Here is a 19493-nt window from a genome sequence, read left to right as displayed (position 1 = left end):
CAAAATAGAACCGTAACTTCGGGAGAAGGTTCGCTCCTGACAGTGAAGTCCCTTGCGGATGGAGCAGTTGGGAGTCGCAGTGACCAGATGGCTGGGACTGTTTATCAAAAACACAGCACTCTGCAAACACGAAAGTGGACGTATAGGGTGTGACACCTGCCCGGTGCCGGAAGGTTAATTGATGGGGTTAGCGCAAGCGAAGCTCTTGATCGAAGCCCCGGTAAACGGCGGCCGTAACTATAACGGTCCTAAGGTAGCGAAATTCCTTGTCGGGTAAGTTCCGACCTGCACGAATGGTGTAACCATGGCCATGCTGTCTCCACCCGAGACTCAGTGAAATCGAATTCGCCGTGAAGATGCGGTGTACCCGCGGCTAGACGGAAAGACCCCGTGAACCTTTACTACAGCTTGGCACTGAACATTGAACCTACATGTGTAGGATAGGTGGGAGGCTTTGAAGGCGTGACGCCAGTTGCGCTGGAGCCGTCCTTGAAATACCACCCTTGTATGTTTGATGTTCTAACGCAGGGCCCTGAATCGGGCTCGCGGACAGTGCCTGGTGGGTAGTTTGACTGGGGCGGTCTCCTCCCAAAGAGTAACGGAGGAGCACGAAGGTTGGCTAATCCTGGTCGGACATCAGGAGGTTAGTGCAATGGCATAAGCCAGCTTAACTGCGAGACGGACAGGTCGAGCAGGTACGAAAGTAGGTCATAGTGATCCGGTGGTTCTGAATGGAAGGGCCATCGCTCAACGGATAAAAGGTACTCCGGGGATAACAGGCTGATACCGCCCAAGAGTTCATATCGACGGCGGTGTTTGGCACCTCGATGTCGGCTCATCACATCCTGGGGCTGAAGTCGGTCCCAAGGGTATGGCTGTTCGCCATTTAAAGTGGTACGCGAGCTGGGTTCAGAACGTCGTGAGACAGTTCGGTCCCTATCTGCCGTGGGCGTTGGATGATTGAAGGGAGTTGCTCCTAGTACGAGAGGACCGGAGTGAACGAACCTCTGGTGTTCGGGTTGTCACGCCAGTGGCACTGCCCGGTAGCTAAGTTCGGAATCGATAACCGCTGAAAGCATCTAAGCGGGAAGCGAGCCCTGAGATGAGTCATCCCTGACCCCTTGAGGGTCCTAAAGGGCCGTTGGAGACCACAACGTTGATAGGTGGGGTGTGTAAGCGCGGTGACGTGTTGAGCTAACCCATACTAATTACCCGTGAGGCTTAACCATACAACACCCAAGAAGTGTTCTGGGCCTTGTAGCGAATGAACGAACTACTCAAATTCAGTGATAGTGACAAGCCAAGCGCAACATCACTACTCACGTCAGCTTTCCAAGATTGAAGAATTTGCCTGGCGGCCATAGCGCCGTGGAACCACCTGATCCCATGCCGAACTCAGAAGTGAAACGCGGTAGCGCCGATGGTAGTGTGGCATTCGCCATGCGAGAGTAGGACACTGCCAGGCACCCAATACAAGAAACCCCGCTCATCGAGCGGGGTTTTTTATTGTCTGAAAATCAGCAAATAGCCTGATAATTGCCCCGTTTTATTACTATCCCTTTGAATTCCTCGTCTTCCCCGTCTGTTTTACTCATAAAAAACGGTCGCAACAGCTTAAAATGGCGCTTTATTTCGTCGGAGATAGCCCATGTTTTGTCCAAAATGCGGCGGTCAAACCCTGCAGAGCGTCAGCCCCAAAGAGCTTCGTTGTGGCTGCGGTTTTCATTTTTTCCAGAATGTGGCGACGGCGGTAATGGTGGCGCTTTGCTGGCAGGATGAGGTGCTGGTTGCGGGGCGTGCCCGCAATCCGGGCAAGGGGTTGCTGGATCTGCCTGGCGGATTTGTCGATCCCGGCGAGTCGCTGGAGGTAGCGCTGGTGCGCGAGTTGCAGGAGGAGCTGGGACTCGATGTCAGCGCTCAACCTTTTACCTATCTTGGTTCCTTCCCCAATATCTATCCCTACGATGGCATTACCTATCACACCTGTGACACCTTCTTTGCCATCAGGCTGAGTGAAAAACCGGTCATCCAGCCGGCTGACGATGTGGCCGCCTGTCAGTGGTTGAAGATCAGCGATATCCCCTTGTCCCGCTTTGCTTTCGAGTCGACGCGCACCGCTATGGCGCGGCTGCAGCAATCCTCTTTGCAAGCCTGATCCCTGCTGATGACGATGGGGATTGGCAGCGACCATCCCTGTCTCATCCTTGTCCGCTTTTGTCTCGTAGACGCCATTCGTCAGACGGTGAGTGGTATAGTCAGCAGTGGATCCGGATTCAAGGAGCATATCGTGAAGAAGATAGTTCTCATCTTGCTCGGCATCGCCGTGGCGGCCTTGCTGGCCATAGTGACGTTGATAAGCCTTATCGACCCCAATCAATTCAAGCCCCAACTGGCTGAACAGGTGCGCAAGAGCACGGGCCGGGAACTGGTGATGGCGGGGGAGATTGACTGGCGTTTCTGGCCGAGTCTCGGCCTCTCGCTGGAGAAGGTTGCTCTGCGCAATCCGGCCGGTTTTGCCGAGCCGGATCTGGTTCGTTTCGAACAGGGGGAGGCCTCGGTGGCCCTGTTGCCGCTGCTCTCCCATCGTCTGGAGATTGGTAAGGTGACCCTGAGTGGCGCCCATCTGTTTATCCAGACCAAGGCGGATGGCAGCTCCAATCTGAGCGGACTGATCAAGGATGCCACTGCTGATGCAAGCGAACCGGTCGTCCCTGCAACCCCTGCGCCAACCTCTGATAGCAAGCACTGGCAGATCAGCTTGCAGGGTGTCGCGCTCTCCCAGGCCAGTGCGCTGGTACAGGATGATCGCAGCGGCACCTCGCTGCGACTGGATCGCCTCGATCTCGATATGGGGCAGCTGGCCACCGGTCAGTGGGTACCCGTAACGCTAGCCGCCAAGGGGAGTGCCGACAAGCTCGCTTTCGATGTTAAAGGGCAGACCCAGGTCAAGCTGGCGCAGGAGGTGATGGCCAGTGAACTGAAAGACTTGAGCCTCAGTGGCAGCCTGAGTGACCCGTCCCTGCGACTCGACAGTTTCTCCATCAAGGGGGATCGACTTGCTCTGGGTGAGTGGAGCAATCTCACGCTGGCGCTGAAAGGAGCCAAGGGGGAGGGGCAACAAGCTTCACTGGCTGGCTCGCTGGAGGGTACGTTCAAGGGGCGGCTCGATAAAGAGATGAAGCTGGCCGAGCTCTCCGATATGGTGCTGACAGCCGCGCTGGAAGGTGATGCGCTGCCGCGCCCGCAAATGAAGCTGAAACTGGCCGGTTTTGCCCGTGCCGAGCTCGACAAGCAGTTGATTACCCTGAGCAAGCTGGTGATGAGTGCTGATGAGGCGCTGCTGAGTGGTGATGGAACCGTGCAGCTTGGTGCCGTTCCCGCAATCAGCTTCGATCTCAAGGGGGAGAAGCTGGATCTCGACAAATGGCTCGCCAAATCGGCACCTAACACACCTGCGCAGGCGAAAGAGGACAAACCGGCGGCCGGTGTTGCCAATACCGCGGTAAGTGGAAATAAAGCGGTAACTGGCAAGAGCGAAGCCCTCTCCGCGGTCGAACCGGATCTGGGCGCGCTCAAAGGGGTGGATCTGGATGGTAGGTTGCAACTCGGCAGCCTGCGCCTGAAAGGGCTGGATCTCGGCGCAGTCGATCTGCAGGTGGATCTGGCAAAAGGGCTGCTGATGCTCAAACAGTTCAGCGCGACCGTGGCAGGTGGTCAGGTAAACGCGAACGGGGTACTCGACGCACGCCAGCAGCCCGCCACCTACAAGGTGCACAAGCAGGTGGCCGGAGTGAACATTCGTCCCTTGTTGCAGACTCTGGCCCAGAGTGAGCTGCTGGAGGGCAAAGGCGATCTCGATGTGCAGGTGCAAGGACGTGGTCTCTCTGAGTTGGCACTGCGCAACGGGATGCAGGGCAAGATTACCTTGAAGCTGAGCGACGGTGCCCTGCACGGCATCAACCTGCCGGAGATGATCCGCGAGGCGCGGGCAACCCTCAGCGGCAAGGGGGCCGAACAGGTGAAGGAGGCGCGCAAGACCGACTTCAGTGCCCTGACCGCCAGTTTCCAGATTGCCGATGGTATCGCCCGCAGCAACGACATCCAGCTCTTTGCCCCGGCCTTGCGGGTCAAGGGGGAGGGGCAGACGGCGCTGGTGCCGGAGAGCCTCGACTTCCTGTTCCTCACCTCCATCGTCGAGAGCAGCAAGGGGCAGGGGGGCAAGGATGTGGATGAGCTCAAAGAGATCACCATTCCGGTGCGGATCGCCGGTCACTGGCAGGCCCCCAGCTATCGGCTCGACGTAAAGGCGCTGCTCAGCAACAACAAGCTGCTGGAGGATAAGGCGCGCAAGGAGGCCGAACGCGGCCTCAAGAAGCTGCTGGGTGACAAGGCCGACAACGAGGCCGTCAAAGGGGTGGCTGACCAGCTGCTCAAGGGACTGTTCAAATAGGTGACGGTTCATATGGGCTGGCGGGAGCTGTGCCAATGCCGTTAGCGGTTGACCGGATGTCAGCGCCATTGAAAAATGGCGCTGACATTTTTTATGGCGCAGTGACCTGCTGCGCCTTGATCCGGAATCATCTCGAGTTGAACCCATGCGCCTGATCCTGCTGCTTTGCTCCCTGATCTGCTACGGCATGGCGTATCCTGTGCGGGCCGGGCCGCTGGCGGATCGTCTGGCTGGCGAGCTGGCGAGGCAGGCTCCCGAACAGGCGCGGCCTCTTGACGAGGTGCAGCGGCTCGACCGTCGCCTGATTGCTCCTGACTCCCTTCATCCCGCCTGGCAGCGCTATCCGCTGCGCCAGTTGCGGGCCATCTATCGTTACCAACAGGAGTGCGGGACAGAGAATGACTTGCCCGCCGAGTGGCTGCCACTGCTGCGGGCGCTTTGCGGCCAAGGGGCTGCGCCCTCGACCCGCTGGTTTGCCGCCCACCCCATCTATCCGTTGGGTGGCTCCAGCGCGGCTCGCTGGCAGGATGGTCATTCGGCGGCTGGGCTCGACGCTCTGCTCCATGTGCGGGAGCGGCGAGATCAGTTGGGGCAGCTTGGCGAGCTTGACGATGACAACCTCGACGCCCTGCTGCGGGGTGATCGCTGGCTGCTGCAATCGGGTCAGCTCTGGCTGCTCGCAGATCAGCAGTGGCGCCGTTATGGCGCCGGGCAGTGGCAGCCGCTGGCCGAGCGGCTTGGCGTGACGCTGGATAGCCGGGTCGATGGCTCCTGCCAGGAGCGGGTTGGGGGGATCTGCATCAACGAGCGCCCAACGCTCCATTGGCAGTGGCTGGCGCTGGCCAGCACGCTTGGCTTTATCCTGTTGCTGGGGTGGGCCAGCTGGCAGCGCTGGTGCCTGCTGCGGGAGCGGCGCGTCGCGTTGCAGATGCTGACCCACGAGCTGCGCACTCCCATCATGGCGCTCTCCGGCATCAGCGAGGAGCTGCGCCACGATTTCGACCGGCTGCCCCCTTCCGCCCAGCAGAGCGTGGGTCAGCTGCTGGGCAGTGTCGCCCGCCTGCATCAGCTGGCGCAGGCCAGTCGCCACTATCTGGCGGCAGAGACCCTCGAGGATGAGCGGGTGGCGGTTAGTCTGGCCGAGTGGCTCACCCTGGCCTGCGAGCGGCATGACGCCACCTTCTGCCTTGAGCGGGAGATGACTCTGGCGCTCCCCTTCTACTGGCTCGATCTCGCCCTCGACAACCTGCTGCGCAACGCCAGCCAGCATGGCCGCGCACCGGTTCGGGTCTTTGCCAGCTGGCAGGCGGGGCGCTTGATCCTCGCCGTTAGCGATAGCGGCGAGCTACCGAGTTATCGGCTCGCCACCCTGCTGCGCCGCGGTGCCCGTGCCGATGGTCTGGGGCTGGGGCTTGCCATCGTGCGCCATCTGCTGCGCCGTCTTGGCGGGCGGATCACCCTTTCCGGCCCGCCCACCACCTTCACCCTGACGCTGCCCTGCCAACTCTGGAGCGACCCCGAATCATGAAGACCATCCTGCTTGTCGAAGACGAGGCATTGCTGGCGGAGAATCTGCAACGCTATCTGACCCGCGAGGGGTATCGCTGCCTCTGGTGCGACACTCTGGCTGCTGCGGAGCAGCAGTGGCTGGCGGCGGATCTGGTGCTGCTGGATCGCACCATGCCGGAGGGGGATGCTCTCGACTGGCTGCCCCAGTGGCTGGCGCGCAAGGCGCTGCCGGTGATCGTGCTCACCGCAAGGGTGGAGGTAAGCGATCGGGTGGCCGGGCTCGATGCGGGGGCGCGCGACTACTTGACCAAGCCCTTCTCCCACGACGAGCTGCTGGCGCGGATCCGGGCTCAGCTGCGCCAGCTGGGGGATGGCACTCAGGCGGTGGGCGGCTTGCAGCTCCATCCCGCCCGGATGCAGGCGAGCTGGCAGGATGCGGATGTGAGCTTTACCCCTACCGAGTTTGCCCTGCTCACCCTGCTGGTGCGAATGGCGGGGCGGGTGCTGAGTCGGGAGGAGATCCTCAATCGGGTGTGGGGCTATCAGGCGTTCCCCTCCACCCGCACGGTTGATACCCATATTCTGCAACTGCGCCAGAAGCTGCCCGGGCTGGCCATCGAGACGGTGCGCGGCATCGGCTACCGACTGGAGGTAGAGCAGTGAAGCGCGCAATACTGGCCGCGCTGCTGTTGGCTCTAAGCACTGGCTGCGTTATGGCAACTGAACGTGCCGATCCACTGCAACCGGCTACCCTGGCGCTGTTGCAGGGGGATAACCGGCACGCCTGGCAATCTTTGCAGCAGGCATGGCCTGCGCTCAACAGCGATGCCGAGCGCCGCAGCTGGCAAGGAATGCTGGCTGCGCTGAGTGCCCAGCATTGCGGCAAGGATTTCCCGCTCACTCTGCCTGATGGGGTGAGCGAGCTGCGCCTTGAGCTGATCCAGCGCGATGCGCCGCTGCTGCGGGATTATCGGGTGCAGCTGACCGGGGAGGGACCCATCACAGCCGCTGAACTTATCGATCCCGCTGGCCGCAACCGCTTGGAAGGTGCTCAGTGGGAGGCGGAAGAGAATAAAGGGGTCAGGGTCGTGGGGGCCGATCTGCCGAAGCCTTTACCAGCCGGACTCTATCAGCTGCGGCTGACGGTGGCGGGCAAGGAGTGGCAGGTGGCGTTGCCGCTGCCTGCGGTGCAGGATCTGGATTGGCTCTCCCGCTCGCCGCAGGCGGTGGCCAATCCCCCCTCTAATCCCGCTTCGTGTACTCCGCTCTGGCTCGATCAGGCGGTGTTGGCCCGCCCGCAATACACCCTGCTCTGGTGGCACCGCATTGCGCCCGATGAGCCGGTGAACTGGCCTGCTGCCACGCCCGACAGCTGGCGTACCCTCTCGCTGGTGCAGACCAGCCAGCGCGGCCAGCTGGTGTTGCAGCTGAGCCACAGTCAGGCGGGGCCGGTGGAGTGATGCCGGGTGATTGAGTCGCTGCTTCTGGCAAAGATTGTTTCGCAGGTGCAATGACTGTTACTTTTTGCTGATGTTATTTGCAACAATTGGCCAGTGGATGGTGGTGGCTATCAAACAGGAAATGGCAGAGCAGCCTCTCCGCTTCTGCTCTGGGCTTAATCCTGACATTGGCCTGACAATCTGAGCCTGCCGATCTGCTGCAATGGCGGCTCCCGTTTGTATCAGGAATCTCCGACCATGACTTCTTTCCCCGTGCTAACGAGCCGGATCCGCCCGCTGCTACTGTTGGCGCCGCTGTTCTCCCTGCCTGCCGAGGCGCTGACCCTTGCCAACGATCAGTGGCGCATCGAGCTGGATCCCGCCACCCTGGCGGCCGAGGCTGTGCTGCCATCGGGCAAGCACCTTCTCATCTCTTCTCCCGGCCCGCGTCAGCCGGTCACCGCCTTGCAGCAGGAGGGGGAGCGTGCCAGCTGGCTGACCCGCGCCGATGGCGAGGTGCGGGCGTTGGCTCGCCTCGAGGGCAACCGCCTGATCCTCACCCTGAGCCGTGCGAGTGCTGGCGAGCTGGTGTGGCCGCGAGTGCCGGCAGGGGCACAGGCGCTGATGCTGCCGATCCACGAGGGCTTTCGCATTCCGGCGACTCATCCCGCTTGGAGCAAGGCGCTGGCGCAGGAGTATCAGGGGATCAACACCACCGAAGATCTCACCCTGCCGCTGGTCGGGCTGGATCACGGCGATCAGCAACTGGCGATCCTCTTTGCCAATCCCTTCAACAACCGCCTCACCTTTGCCCCGAAGCAAGATGGCATTGCCCTCACCGCGACCCATAGCGTCAATCGTCTCAATCTTACCGACCCCTATGAGGTGGCGGTATTGCTGCAGCCGGGCAATGACTGGCTGGCGGCCGGCAAGGCCTATCGCAGCTGGTTGCAGGCGCGGGGCGAGCTGGTCTCGCTCGAGAGCAAGCTGGCGGCGGTGCCGGATGGCAAACGGCTGATTGGCGCCTCTCACCTCTACCTCTGGGGCGAGCGACTGCTGGTGCCACAGGATGTGAAGAGCTGGCCCGCGTTGCGCCGCCTGATCCCTGCCGACTGGCTCAAGGGGGAGAGCAAGCGTGCGCTGCAAGCGTCCGATCTCGAGCGCAACCGCTACCTGCAAAATCTGGTGTTGGCCGGAGTTGAGCAGGCGCTTGCGCTGCGCCACCCGGGTCAGCAACTGGCCGATTTCACCGCCCGGCGTGCGCTTGCGGCCACGCAACTGGGCGCTGCGCTCAATGACCCGCAGAGTTGGGGTGATGGCAGCTCGGCCAAGATGATCGCCACTCTCAAGCAAGCTGGACTACCAAAACTCTGGCTGGGTCTGCCCCAGTGGACGGCGGGCTTTGCTGCGCCAGAGGGGATTGAACTTGCCAAAGCGGCGGGCTATCTCATCGCACCTTACGACTCCTACGATACCGCGCTGCCGGAGGAGAATCGGCAGCAGAGCTGGCTCACCGCACAGATGGGGCAGGATATCTACCTGCGCTGCGGCATCATGCAGGAGAACGGTCGGCGCAAGAGCGGTTTTCAAAGCAGCGGCGTCTACACCAATCAGGCCTGCGTGCGCCCGGTGATGGAGCAGCGAGTGCCAAAATTGCAGCAGGCGAGCCACTACAACAGCTGGTTCCTCGATGTGGCGGCGACCGGCATGGTGTTTGACGACTTCGACCCGGCCAAGCCAACCACTCAGGCGCAGGATGCGGACAACCGGATGGCGGGGATGGCGTGGATTGCCAAGAGTCAGGGTGTGCTGGTGGGCTCCGAGGAGGGCGGCGCGGTTGCCAACCGCACCGCGGCCTTTGCCCACGGCCCCCAGACCAGCGGCTTTGGCTGGCATGATCCCGATATGCGCCGCAACAAGCGCTCCCCCTTCTATCTGGGGGTCTGGCATCCCGAGTTTCAGCCCGATTACTTCTTTCGCCAGAGCCACCTCAAGCCCGAGTATCAGGGACTCTACTTCGATCCGGCGCTGCGGTTGCCGTTGTTCCAGAGCGTCTTTCACGACAGCATAGTGACCACCCACCACTGGACGATGGACAGCCTCAAATTCAAGGAGAGCCGCCAGGTCACCGAGCTGTTGCAGCAGCTCTACAACGTGCCGCCGCTGCTCAATCTCAGTCTGGATAGTGCCGGTACGCGCATTCCCTACCTCAAGGGGCTCGATGCTTTCTTCCGTCCGCTGCATGAGAGGCTCTACAACCAGCCCCTTACCGGTTTTCACTGGCTCGATAAAAGAGGTGTAGTGCAGCAGAGCGAGTTTGCCGATGGCACCCGACTGATCGCCAACTTCGGCCCGGCCACCGAGCTGACAGGGATAAAGCTGGCAGCGCACAGCGTGCTGGCGCTGCTGCCCGATGGCAGGCAGTTGCAGTTTGTTTCGCAAGCAGATTGATTGGCGGATCACTCATCGGCTGTAGCAGAGACCACAAGGGCCCGCCTGAATTGCTTCAGGCGGGCCCATTTTGATTGCAGTCGGCGGGAATTACTCTCCCAGCAGCTGTTGCCAGACCGCCAGCACATGGCTGCGCTCACTATGCAGCTGATCGTCGCTCACCTTGCGGGAGATCTCCGAGAGGTTGAGGCGATGGCCGAGGTTGCGGATCTCCAGATAGGCTTGTTTCAGCCCCTCCGCCTGCTCCAGCGTCAGCACCCCCGCCATGACGCACTCGTCGAAGATGCGCACGTTATCGGACCAGCGAGTGAGGGCATCGGGCTCGCCGCAGGCGTGGGCCAGCACCAGATACTGGGCGATAAACTCGATATCCACCATGCCGCCGGGGGACTGCTTGAGGTCGAACTCGCCGGCGCCCGCCTTGAGCAGGTGGTCCCGCATCTTGTGGCGCATCTCGCGCACCTCGCGGGCCAGGGTCGGCAGATCCCGCTCCTTGGCCAGCACATCGCGGCGGATGCGGGCAAACTCGGCAACGATGGCGTCATCGCCATAGATGGGGCGAGCCCGCACCAGCGCCTGATGCTCCCAAGTCCACGCCTCGTTTTGCTGGTACTGCTCGTAGGCCGACAGCGACGAGACCAGCAGGCCGGAGTCGCCGGAAGGGCGCAGCCGCATGTCGATCTCGTAGAGGATGCCGGAGGGGGTGCGGGTGCTGAACAGGTGCAGGATCCGCTGGGCGAGGCGCAGGTAGAACTGGCGGCTGTCGATGGGCTTGCGACCATCTGTGTAGCTGTTGGGGTCGCCGCCGTGCAGGAACACCAGATCGAGATCCGAGCCGTAACCGAGCTCGATACCGCCCAGCTTGCCATAGGCCACCACCGCAAAGCCGCGCTGGCCGCTCAGTGCCACCTCGGGTGGCACCCCGTAGCGCTCGCTCATCTGGGCCCAAGCCTGATTGACCACCTCTTCGGTGATCGCCTCCGCCAGCCAGGTGAGGTGGTCGCTCACCTTCATCAGCGGCAGGGCGCCAGCGATGTCGGCCGCCACGATGCGCAGCAGTTGCACCTGTTTGAACTGGCGCAGCGCCTCCATCTGCTGCTCCACGTCCTCTTCGGGGATGCGCAGCAGGAACTGGCGCAGCTGGGGCTTGTATTGATCGAGCGGGGTGGGGTGATAGAGGTGCTGGGGATCGAGCAGTTCGTCCAGCAGGATGGGGTAGCGGGCCAGCTGTTCGCTCACCAGATGACTGGCATCGCACAGCCGCACCAGCTGGCGCAGGGCGGCGGGGTTCTCCGCCAGCAGTTGCAGATAGGCGCTGCGGGTGAAGATGCGGGTCAGCAGCTCGCACACCCGCTCAAACAGGCGGGCAGGCTCACGGCTTGCTACCACCAGTCGCAGCAGCTCGGGCATCAGCCAGTCCAAGGCGATGCGCCCCTGCGGGCCCACCTGACGGCGTTTGTACTCCTCCTTGAAACGCAGCAGCGCGGCGCAGAGCGGGGCGGGCTCGGCCACCCCCTGCGCGGTCAGCAGTTTTTCCAGCTCGGTGGCGTCGAGCTCGGTGCGCCACAGATCGAGCCAGAGCTGCTCCAGATGGGCGGGAGCCTCTTTCTCTTCCCCCACCACGGCGGCGAACTCCTGATGGACGGCGGCCATCTCCTCATCCAGATGAGCCATAAAGGCGCCCCAGTCAGCAAAGCCGAGGGCGGCGATCAGCCGCTGGCGATCACGCTCCTCGGTGGGCAGGGTCTGGGTCTGCTGATCGCCGATCTCCTGCAATATGTTCTCGACCCGGCGCAGGAAGCGATAAGCCGTCAGCAGGCGGTCGCAATGAGCGGATTCGAGGGCGCCGCACCGGGCGATGGCGGCCAGCGCCTCGGGCAGGTGACGCACCCGCAGCGCCGGTTCACGACCGCCGCGAATAAGCTGCAGCGCCTGGGCGATAAACTCCACTTCACGGATGCCGCCAGCCCCCAGCTTGATGTTGCCCTCCAGCCCCTTGCGGCGCACCTCGGCGGCGATCATCGCCTTCATCTGGCGCAGGCCGTCGATAACGCCGAAGTCGATATAGCGGCGAAATACGAAGGGGCGCAGCATCTCGGCCAGCTCCACCGCGTGCTCGCATTGGGGGCCCAGCACCCGCGCCTTGACCATGGCGTAGCGCTCCCAGTTGCGGCCGTGATGCTGGTAATAATCCTCCATGGCGGCAAAGGAGATGGCCAGTGGCCCCGCATCGCCAAAGGGGCGCAGCCGCATGTCGACCCGGAACACCTGACCATCCTGGGTGGGCTGGTGGAGGGCGTTGATGATGCGCTGACCGAGCTTGATAAAGAACTGCTGGTTGGCGAGCTCGCGCCGTCCGCCGACCGTGTAGCCGTTCTCGGGGAAGGTGAAGATAAGGTCGATGTCCGAGGAGAAGTTGAGCTCGCCGCCCCCGAGCTTGCCCATGCCGAGAATGAGCAGCGGCTGCGGGTTGCCATTGCCGTCCATCGGGGTGCCCAGCTCGCCGCACTGTTTGGCGTAGAGCCAGTCGCGGGCAGAGCAGATCAGCGTATCTGCCAGCTTGGTGAGGTGGATAAAGCTCTCTTCTACTGTCGCGTGGCCCAGCAGCTCGCGCCAGGCGATCACCAGCATGCGGCTGCGGCGGAACTGGCGCAGGATGCGCTTGAGCGCCTCTTCATCACTCACCTCGGTGAGCAGGGCGGTCAGATCGCTCTGGTAGGCGGGCCACCGCTCGGAGCGCTCCAGATCTCCGGAGGCGAGCAGTTCGGTCAGCAACTCCGGCTGTTTGAAGAGAGAGTCGGCGACAAAATCGGAGAGGCCGAGCAGGGTCAGCAGGGTCTGGCGCACCGGCTCGGGCTGGTTGCCGTAGTCGGGGGCCAGTTCAGTCAGCCGTTGCCACTGGCGCTGGGCCAACTCCTGCAGCAGGGGGGAGAAGGCGGAGAAAGAGGGAGAGTGCTGGGCCACGGTTGCCGTCCTTGTGATTAACGAAACTGCCGGATAAAAAGCTGGCTGCCAATCTAGCACCGTCAGGCCCCCGCGTCACAGCGCAGGGGCGAGAAGCATGATCCAGAAAGGAAAATGGGTTGCTGGTGGGGATATGAAGAAAGGCCCCGCAGGGCCTTTCTGTCTATGCGCTGTGGTCACGCCAGCTTGAAGGACTGGATCTGGCTGTCGAGCTCCTTGCTGTGCTGCTCGACCAGTTCGGAGGCCTCTTGCAGTTCGCGCAGCACCACGACGGAGCCTTCGGCGATCTGCTTGACCTGCTCCAGATTGCCGCGCATCTCTTCGGCGACCGAGCTCTGCTGCTCGGAGGCCGCGGCGATGTGGCGGTTCATGTCGGCGACACCCTGTACCCGCTGCACTATGGTGGCGAGCTGGGTACCGGCCTGGGTCACCTGTTCCACCCCCTTGTCGGCCTGCTGTACGCTTTGGGCCATCAGCTCGCCAGCCTGATGGGCATTGCCCTGCAGCTGTTCGATCATCTTCTGGATTTCGACGGTGGCGGCCTGAGCCCGGTTGGCCAGTTCACGCACTTCGGAGGCCACCACGGCAAAGCCACGACCCGCTTCACCGGCGCGAGCCGCTTCGATGGCGGCGTTCAGTGCCAGCAGGTTGGTCTGCTCCGAGATGCCGCGAATGGTGTCGACCACAGAGCCAATGCGCTCGACCCCCTGCTCCACCTCGTTGACCACGGTGGCGGAGCGCTGGATGTTGCCGGAGAGGGTGTCTATGGTGCTGACGGTGTCGGCGACGCAGCGGCTCCCCTCTTCCGCCAGTTGGCTGGTTTCGGCGGTGGCGTGAGAGGCCTGATCCGCATGGGCGGCCACTTCGCGAATGGCACCGACCATCTGGCTCATGGCGCTGGCCAGCTGTTCGATCTGGGTGAACTCTTCGTTGATCGCTTCGTTGGCCTCTTCCATGCAAAGGGTCACCTGGGAGGCGATGTCGTTGAGCTCCTTGCAGGCGGCGCGCTGGTTGCCAAACACCTCTTTGAGGTTCTCCTGCGAGTGGGAGACCGCCTTGGCGATGTCGCCGAATTCGTCACGAGACTTGAGCAGTACCTTGTGGCTGAGGTCCCGCTTGGCGAAGCGTTCCAGCAGGCCCACCAGATAGTGCACCTGCTTGACCATCAGGCGGGAGCCGGTGAGCAGCAGGATCACGAACAGCAGCCCCATGATGGCGGTCTCCATCAGACCGGTCCAGAGCAGGCGATTGGAGATCGCATCCGCCTTGGCGGGATCGAGCCCTTCGCTGAGCAGGGTCGCTTCCAGATTGTTGGCGTCAAACCAGAGTTTTGTCAGTAGCAGGAGGGTACTGAACACCATCAGCAGCACCACTTTGGGTACCAACCGGATGTTGCTCATTCTTTTCTCCAGCAGGTTCAGCTGCATTGTCATTCTCCTTTTAAAAGCCGTTTTTTCCTTTGCCCTCAGGACTATCGGCATTATCTTCTCTTTTATTAATTTGCACTGTGCTTAAAGTTGGAAAATGTATGCGACATCACTTAACTCATCTGCGGGCGATGGATCTGCTGATGGCATTTCTGTCGATAATCTCGGTTGTGCTGGTGACGGCCCGCTGGTGGGGCCATGAGAGCCTGACACCACAGACTCTGCAGCTCTTCTATGACCTCGACAGTCTGATCTGCTACTTCTTCCTCGCGCACTTTGCTTATGGCTGGATCCGGGCCTCCGATCGCAAGGCCTATTTCAAGGCCAACTGGATCTATCTGCCGGGTAGCCTGCCGATGGCGGAGCAGTTGCGCTGGGCGCGGTTGATCCAGCTGTGGCGGGTCTATCAGCTGTTCAAGGAGCACCCGGATCTCTGGGCCATGTTTCGTCGCGAGCGCAACGAGACTACTCTCTCTGGCATCCTGTTCCTCTTCTTCCTGCTGCTGGGGGTGGGCTCCGGCGTCATGTACTGGATTGAGTCAGGCCAGCCCGGCAGCCAGATTGAGACACCCTATGACGCGTTCTGGTGGACGCTGGTGACCCTCTCGACAGTGGGTTACGGCGATCTGGTGCCCAAGACCGAGGAGGGGCGGTTTGTCGCCAGCCTGCTGATCCTGTTCGGAGTCGGTCTGTTCGGTGCCATCAGCGGTTTTATGGCCAGCCTGTTTTTGCAGCCCAACAAGGGGGATGGCGAGACCGACAAGTGGCGTCATCACTACAACAATCAGCAAGAGGAGCTGCTGCGGGAGATCCGCGCCCTGCGCAGCGAGGTGCAGGAGCTGAAAAACAAGTGAGACCGCAGACGGGCAAGTTGCGAGGTAACTCGCAACTCTGCGCTCTTTATCTGGGGGGAGGTGCTTTTTCTTTGCTTGTCCTTTAACCTGCTGGCGGCTTAACATTCAACCTCTTGTCCAAACCTGAAAAAGAGAATCGATCGACCATGCGCGCCCTTCTCGGGATTTTGATCTGCTTGTGTGCCCAACAGGCACTGGCCGATACCCGTTATGTTTCAGACAACATCTTTACCTATATCCACAATGGCCCGGGTACCCAGTACCGGATCCTTGGCAGCGTCAAGGCTGGTGAACCGCTGGAGGTAAAGGCGGTGAACAGCGAGGCCGGTTTCACCCAGGTGGTGGACGGTCGTGGCCGCGAGGGGTGGATCAAGAACAGCGAGCTGCAGAGCCAGATCAGCCTGCGCGAGCGTCTGCCCCAGGTGGAAAAAGAGCGCGATGAGCTTAAAGATCGCTTGCAGAACCTCAACGGTGACAACGAGAAACGCTTCACCGAGAAGGATGGCCAGATCGCTGCCCAGAGCAAGGAGATCGCTGCTCTCAAGGCTCAGCTGGTCAGTCAGGGTGAGGAGATGAGCAATCTCAAAGAGCAGAATGATGCCCTGACCCAGAGCTACGACAACCAGGAACATGACATGCAGATGGACTGGTTTATCCGTGGTGGTGCCATGGTGGGTGCCGGTATCCTGCTTGGCATCCTGCTGCCCATGCTGCCCCGTCGTCGCAGCCGCGGCGATCGCTGGATGAACTGACAGCATCTGGCTGAATGAATTGCTGAGAAGGGTCGCCGTGGCGGCCCTTCTTGTTTTGGGGCGTATTGGGCGAAATGCGTGGCTGCTTTGCGATAGAGCGGCGGCAGATCGTATACAAAATGAAGTCAGATGACCCTCACGCTTGCTGGCGTATTGGCTTCAAAAGGGAATTCATGGGGGGAATGAGCGATCTTTGTTAAAGAGTGGCAACAAATTCATTTCATATAGGGTGCAACATTGTATACATTATCGGCGTTTCGGCGGCGCGTCCGCCTTTGTCGATATCAGCCCTAGGGCGTACAGGAAGACCCCATATGTTCAAAGCTACTCAAGTGCTTGCCGCTGACTATATCCCCTCCGATCTGGCCGCCCTGCGCGAAGCCATCACCCAAAACTACGTGGTAGATGAAAATGCCTATCTGGCCGAACTGTCGGCCATGTTGCCGGGGGATGGCGCCTCGCTGGAGCAGGTGACCCAGCGTGCCCGTACCCTGGTGACCAAGGTGCGCAAGGAGAGCGGCTCCGGTGATGGTATCGACGCCTTCCTGCAGGAGTACAGCCTCGATACCCAGGAGGGGATCATCCTGATGTGTCTGGCCGAGGCGCTACTGCGCATTCCCGATGCCGAGACCGCCGATGCCCTGATCAAGGACAAGCTCTCCGGCGCCAACTGGTCCTCCCATTTCCGCAAGAGCGACTCCACTCTGGTCAACGCCTCCACCTGGGGGCTGATGCTGACCGGCAAGATCATCAAGCTCGACAAAAAGCTCGACGGCAACCCGGCCAACCTGCTGGGGCGGATGGTCAACAAGCTGGGGGAGCCGGTGGTGCGCTCCGCCATGTACGCCGCCATGAAGATCATGGGCAAGCAGTTCGTGCTGGGGCGCGACATGAAAGAAGCGCTCAAGGCGAGCCGCAAATCCCGCGAGCTGGGCTACACCCACACCTATGACATGCTGGGTGAATCGGCCCTCACCTTGCAGGATGCCGACAAATACCTGACCGATTATCGCAACGCCATCGAGGCGGTGGGCAATGAGCGGATCAGCGACGGTGGCCCGGCCCCCTCCATCTCCATCAAGCTCTCGGCCCTGCATCCGCGCTATGACGTGGCCAACCGCGAGCGGGTGCTCGGCGAGATGTGCGAGCGGCTGGTGGGGCTGGTACGGCTGGCCCGCGACAAGGATGTGGCCATCAGCATCGATGCCGAGGAGATGGACCGACTCGAGCTGTCGCTGGATCTGTTCGAACAGCTCTACCGCTGTGACGCCAACCGTGGCTGGGGCAAGCTCGGCATGGTGGTGCAGGCCTACTCCAAGCGCGCCCTGCCGGTACTGTGCTGGCTCACCGCACTGGCTCGTGAGCAGGGTGACCTCATTCCGGTGCGACTGGTAAAAGGCGCCTACTGGGACAGCGAACTGAAATATGCCCAGCAGGCGGGCCTGCCCGGCTACCCGCTCTTTACCCGCAAGGCGGGCACCGATATCTCTTACCTCGCCTGTGCCCGCTACCTGCTGAGCGAGCCGACTCGCGGCTTTATCGCCCCCCAGTTTGCCACCCACAACGCCAATACAGTGGTCAGCATTCTGGAGATGGCGGGCGATCGCCAGTTTGAATTCCAGCGTCTGCACGGCATGGGCGAGGAGCTGCACAACGCCGTGCTGAACGACAATCCCGGTCTGCACTGCCGCATCTACGCGCCGGTCGGCGCCCACAAGGACTTGCTGCCCTATCTGGTGCGCCGCCTGCTGGAAAACGGGGCCAACACCTCCTTCGTTCACAAGCTGGTGGACCCCAACACCCCGGTGGACTCGCTGGCCGAGCATCCGCTGCGCACCCTCAAGCGCTACTCCGGCTTTGCCAACGACCGCATTCCGCAGCCGGTGAACCTGTTCAGCGACCGCAAGAACTCCAGCGGCGTCAACATGAACATCCTCTCCATCCAGCGCCCCTTCTTCGCCCGCTTGAAAGAGCTGGAGAGCAAGCCGTGGCTGGCGGGCCCCATCGTCGATGGCGAGACCCTCAAGCGGAGTGAGGCGCGCACCGTGCTGAGCCCGCAGGATGTGAGCCTCACCGTCGGCAAGATCCACTGGGCCGACGAGCAGGCGGTGGAGCAGGCCTTGGCATCCGCCCACGCCGCCTTCCCGCGCTGGCGTGAAACCCCGGTGAGCGAGCGTGCCGCCGCGCTGGAGAAGCTGGCGGCTCTGCTGGAAGCGAACCGCGAGCAGTTTGTCTCCCTCTGTACCCGCGAGGCGGGCAAGCTGCTGCAAGATGGCATCGACGAGGTGCGCGAGGCAGTAGACTTCTGTCGCTACTACGCGGTGCAGGCCCGCAGCCTGATGGGGCAGGCGACCCCGCTGCCCGGCTACACCGGCGAGCAGAACGAGCTGTTCCTGCAGGGGCGTGGCGTCTTTGTCTGCATCAGCCCGTGGAACTTCCCGCTGGCGATTTTCCTCGGCCAAATCGCTGCTGCGCTGGCCACCGGCAACACCGTCATCGCCAAACCGGCGGAGCAGACCGGCCTTATTGCCCATCTGGCGGTGACTCTGGCCCATCAGGCTGGGATTCCTGGCGACGTGCTACAGCTGCTGCCCGGTGACGGCGCCACCGTGGGTGCCAAGCTGACAGCGGATCCGCGTATCGGCGGCGTCTGCTTCACCGGCTCCACCGAGACCGCCAAGCTCATCAACATGACCCTGGCCCAGCGCGATGGCGCCATCCTGCCGCTCATCGCCGAAACCGGCGGCCAGAACGCCATGATTGTCGACTCCACCGCGCTGCCGGAGCAGGTGGTGCGCGACGTGGTGAGCGCAGCCTTCCAGAGCGCTGGTCAGCGCTGCTCGGCCCTGCGGGTGCTCTATCTGCAGGAGGAGATTGCCGAGCGGGTGCTGGAGATCCTCACCGGCGCCATGCAGGAGCTGAAAGTGGGCAACCCGGCTGAGCACAACACCGACGTAGGCCCGGTGATCGATGCCGATGCCAAATCCGGTCTCGATGCTCACCTCGCCTACATGATCCCGCGTGCTCGCCTGATTGCCCAGGCGCCGATGCCCGCCGCGACCATGGAGGGACACTTCGTTCAGCCGACTGCGCTGGAGATCGGCTCCATCCGCGAGCTGGCCAAGGAGCAGTTCGGCCCCATCCTGCACGTGGTGCGCTACGCCACCCGGGATCTGGACAAGGTGATCGGCGACATCAACGGCACCGGCTATGGCCTGACGCTGGGGATCCACAGCCGCAACGAATCCCACGCGGAGGAGCTGGCGAGCCGCATCAACGTCGGCAACGTCTACATCAACCGCAACCAGATCGGCGCCATGGTCGGGGTGCAGCCGTTCGGCGGCCAGGGGCTCTCCGGCACCGGCCCCAAGGCGGGTGGCCCTCACTATCTCGGGCGGTTTGTTACCGAGAAGACCCGTACCATCAACACCACGGCGGTGGGCGGCAACGCCTCCCTGCTGGCGATGGGCGATGCCTGATCCGCGTCGATAGAGGCCGGATACGGGATACCGGATAACAACGGGCCGCCTTCGGGCGGCCTCTTTATTTGCACCATCCGTTTTTTACGAATGGGACAATCGGCCACGGCGGGGTCGTCAGCGACCCGTGCTGGTCGTAAGATGGGAGCCATTCGCGTGGCGTTTGCC

Annotated in this window: 11 protein-coding genes and 2 rRNA genes (1 of these 13 running past the window's edge); 11 read left to right on the top strand and 2 right to left on the bottom strand. The window is 62.0% G+C overall.

The features are described from left to right. From ACTG2J_RS16975 to ACTG2J_RS16940, 8 genes are all read left to right on the top strand, one after another. Positions 1-1229: ribosomal RNA gene (locus ACTG2J_RS16975) — 23S ribosomal RNA — on the top strand (it extends 1661 nt beyond the left edge of the window). A gap of 121 nt (positions 1230-1350) precedes the next feature. After that, positions 1351-1465, top strand: a 5S ribosomal RNA gene (gene rrf, locus ACTG2J_RS16970). A 183-nt stretch (positions 1466-1648) separates the two neighbouring features. Continuing rightward, entirely contained in the window at positions 1649-2155 is a 507-nt protein-coding gene (locus ACTG2J_RS16965) for an NUDIX domain-containing protein (RefSeq protein WP_107683479.1), read from the top strand. Positions 2156-2287: 132 nt separating this feature from the next. Then, positions 2288-4450: an AsmA family protein gene (locus ACTG2J_RS16960; protein WP_439997697.1), complete on the top strand. Its 2163-nt coding sequence runs from the start codon at positions 2288-2290 to the stop codon at positions 4448-4450. A 145-nt stretch (positions 4451-4595) separates the two neighbouring features. Continuing rightward, positions 4596-5978, top strand: coding sequence for a DUF3404 domain-containing protein (locus tag ACTG2J_RS16955; RefSeq protein ID WP_439997696.1), 1383 nt, complete (start codon positions 4596-4598; stop codon positions 5976-5978). Beyond that, on the top strand, positions 5975-6622 hold the full coding sequence (locus tag ACTG2J_RS16950; RefSeq protein WP_439997695.1) for a response regulator transcription factor: 648 nt from the start codon (positions 5975-5977) through the stop codon (positions 6620-6622). Before ACTG2J_RS16955 ends, ACTG2J_RS16950 begins: the two co-directional genes overlap by 4 nt. A gap of 50 nt (positions 6623-6672) precedes the next feature. Further along, positions 6673-7419 carry a DUF2861 family protein gene (locus tag ACTG2J_RS16945; RefSeq protein WP_439997694.1) on the top strand — a complete coding sequence of 249 codons (747 nt, stop codon included), beginning with the start codon at positions 6673-6675 and terminating at the stop codon, positions 7417-7419. A gap of 237 nt (positions 7420-7656) precedes the next feature. Further along, positions 7657-9849, top strand: a complete 2193-nt coding sequence (locus tag ACTG2J_RS16940) for a glycoside hydrolase (protein ID WP_439997693.1) — start codon at positions 7657-7659, stop codon at positions 9847-9849. Between the two features lie 90 nt (positions 9850-9939). Here ACTG2J_RS16940 and glnE read toward each other — a convergent pair whose 3' ends face one another. Next, complete coding sequence (glnE, locus tag ACTG2J_RS16935) at positions 9940-12813, bottom strand: bifunctional [glutamate--ammonia ligase]-adenylyl-L-tyrosine phosphorylase/[glutamate--ammonia-ligase] adenylyltransferase (protein ID WP_439997692.1); 2874 nt, start codon at positions 12811-12813, stop codon at positions 9940-9942. A 176-nt stretch (positions 12814-12989) separates the two neighbouring features. Next, positions 12990-14240 carry a methyl-accepting chemotaxis protein gene (locus tag ACTG2J_RS16930; protein WP_005362726.1) on the bottom strand — a complete coding sequence of 417 codons (1251 nt, stop codon included), beginning with the start codon at positions 14238-14240 and terminating at the stop codon, positions 12990-12992. Between the two features lie 101 nt (positions 14241-14341). On the opposite strand from ACTG2J_RS16930, the gene ACTG2J_RS16925 reads away from it, so the two are divergent. The 3 genes from ACTG2J_RS16925 (at position 14342) to putA (ending at position 19325) form a co-directional block, all read left to right on the top strand. Then, complete coding sequence (locus ACTG2J_RS16925) at positions 14342-15094, top strand: potassium channel family protein (RefSeq protein ID WP_005354446.1); 753 nt, start codon at positions 14342-14344, stop codon at positions 15092-15094. A gap of 146 nt (positions 15095-15240) precedes the next feature. Continuing rightward, on the top strand, positions 15241-15846 hold the full coding sequence (locus ACTG2J_RS16920) for a TIGR04211 family SH3 domain-containing protein (protein WP_005335443.1): 606 nt from the start codon (positions 15241-15243) through the stop codon (positions 15844-15846). 314 nt (positions 15847-16160) lie between these two features. Beyond that, positions 16161-19325 carry a bifunctional proline dehydrogenase/L-glutamate gamma-semialdehyde dehydrogenase PutA gene (gene putA / locus ACTG2J_RS16915; protein ID WP_274161535.1) on the top strand — a complete coding sequence of 1055 codons (3165 nt, stop codon included), beginning with the start codon at positions 16161-16163 and terminating at the stop codon, positions 19323-19325. Positions 19326-19493 lie beyond the last annotated feature (168 nt).

This window comes from Aeromonas sp. 6P, from assembly GCF_051919525.1.
Lineage (GTDB): Bacteria > Pseudomonadota > Gammaproteobacteria > Enterobacterales > Aeromonadaceae > Aeromonas > Aeromonas veronii.
This window is presented reverse-complemented; position numbering and strand designations above follow the sequence as displayed.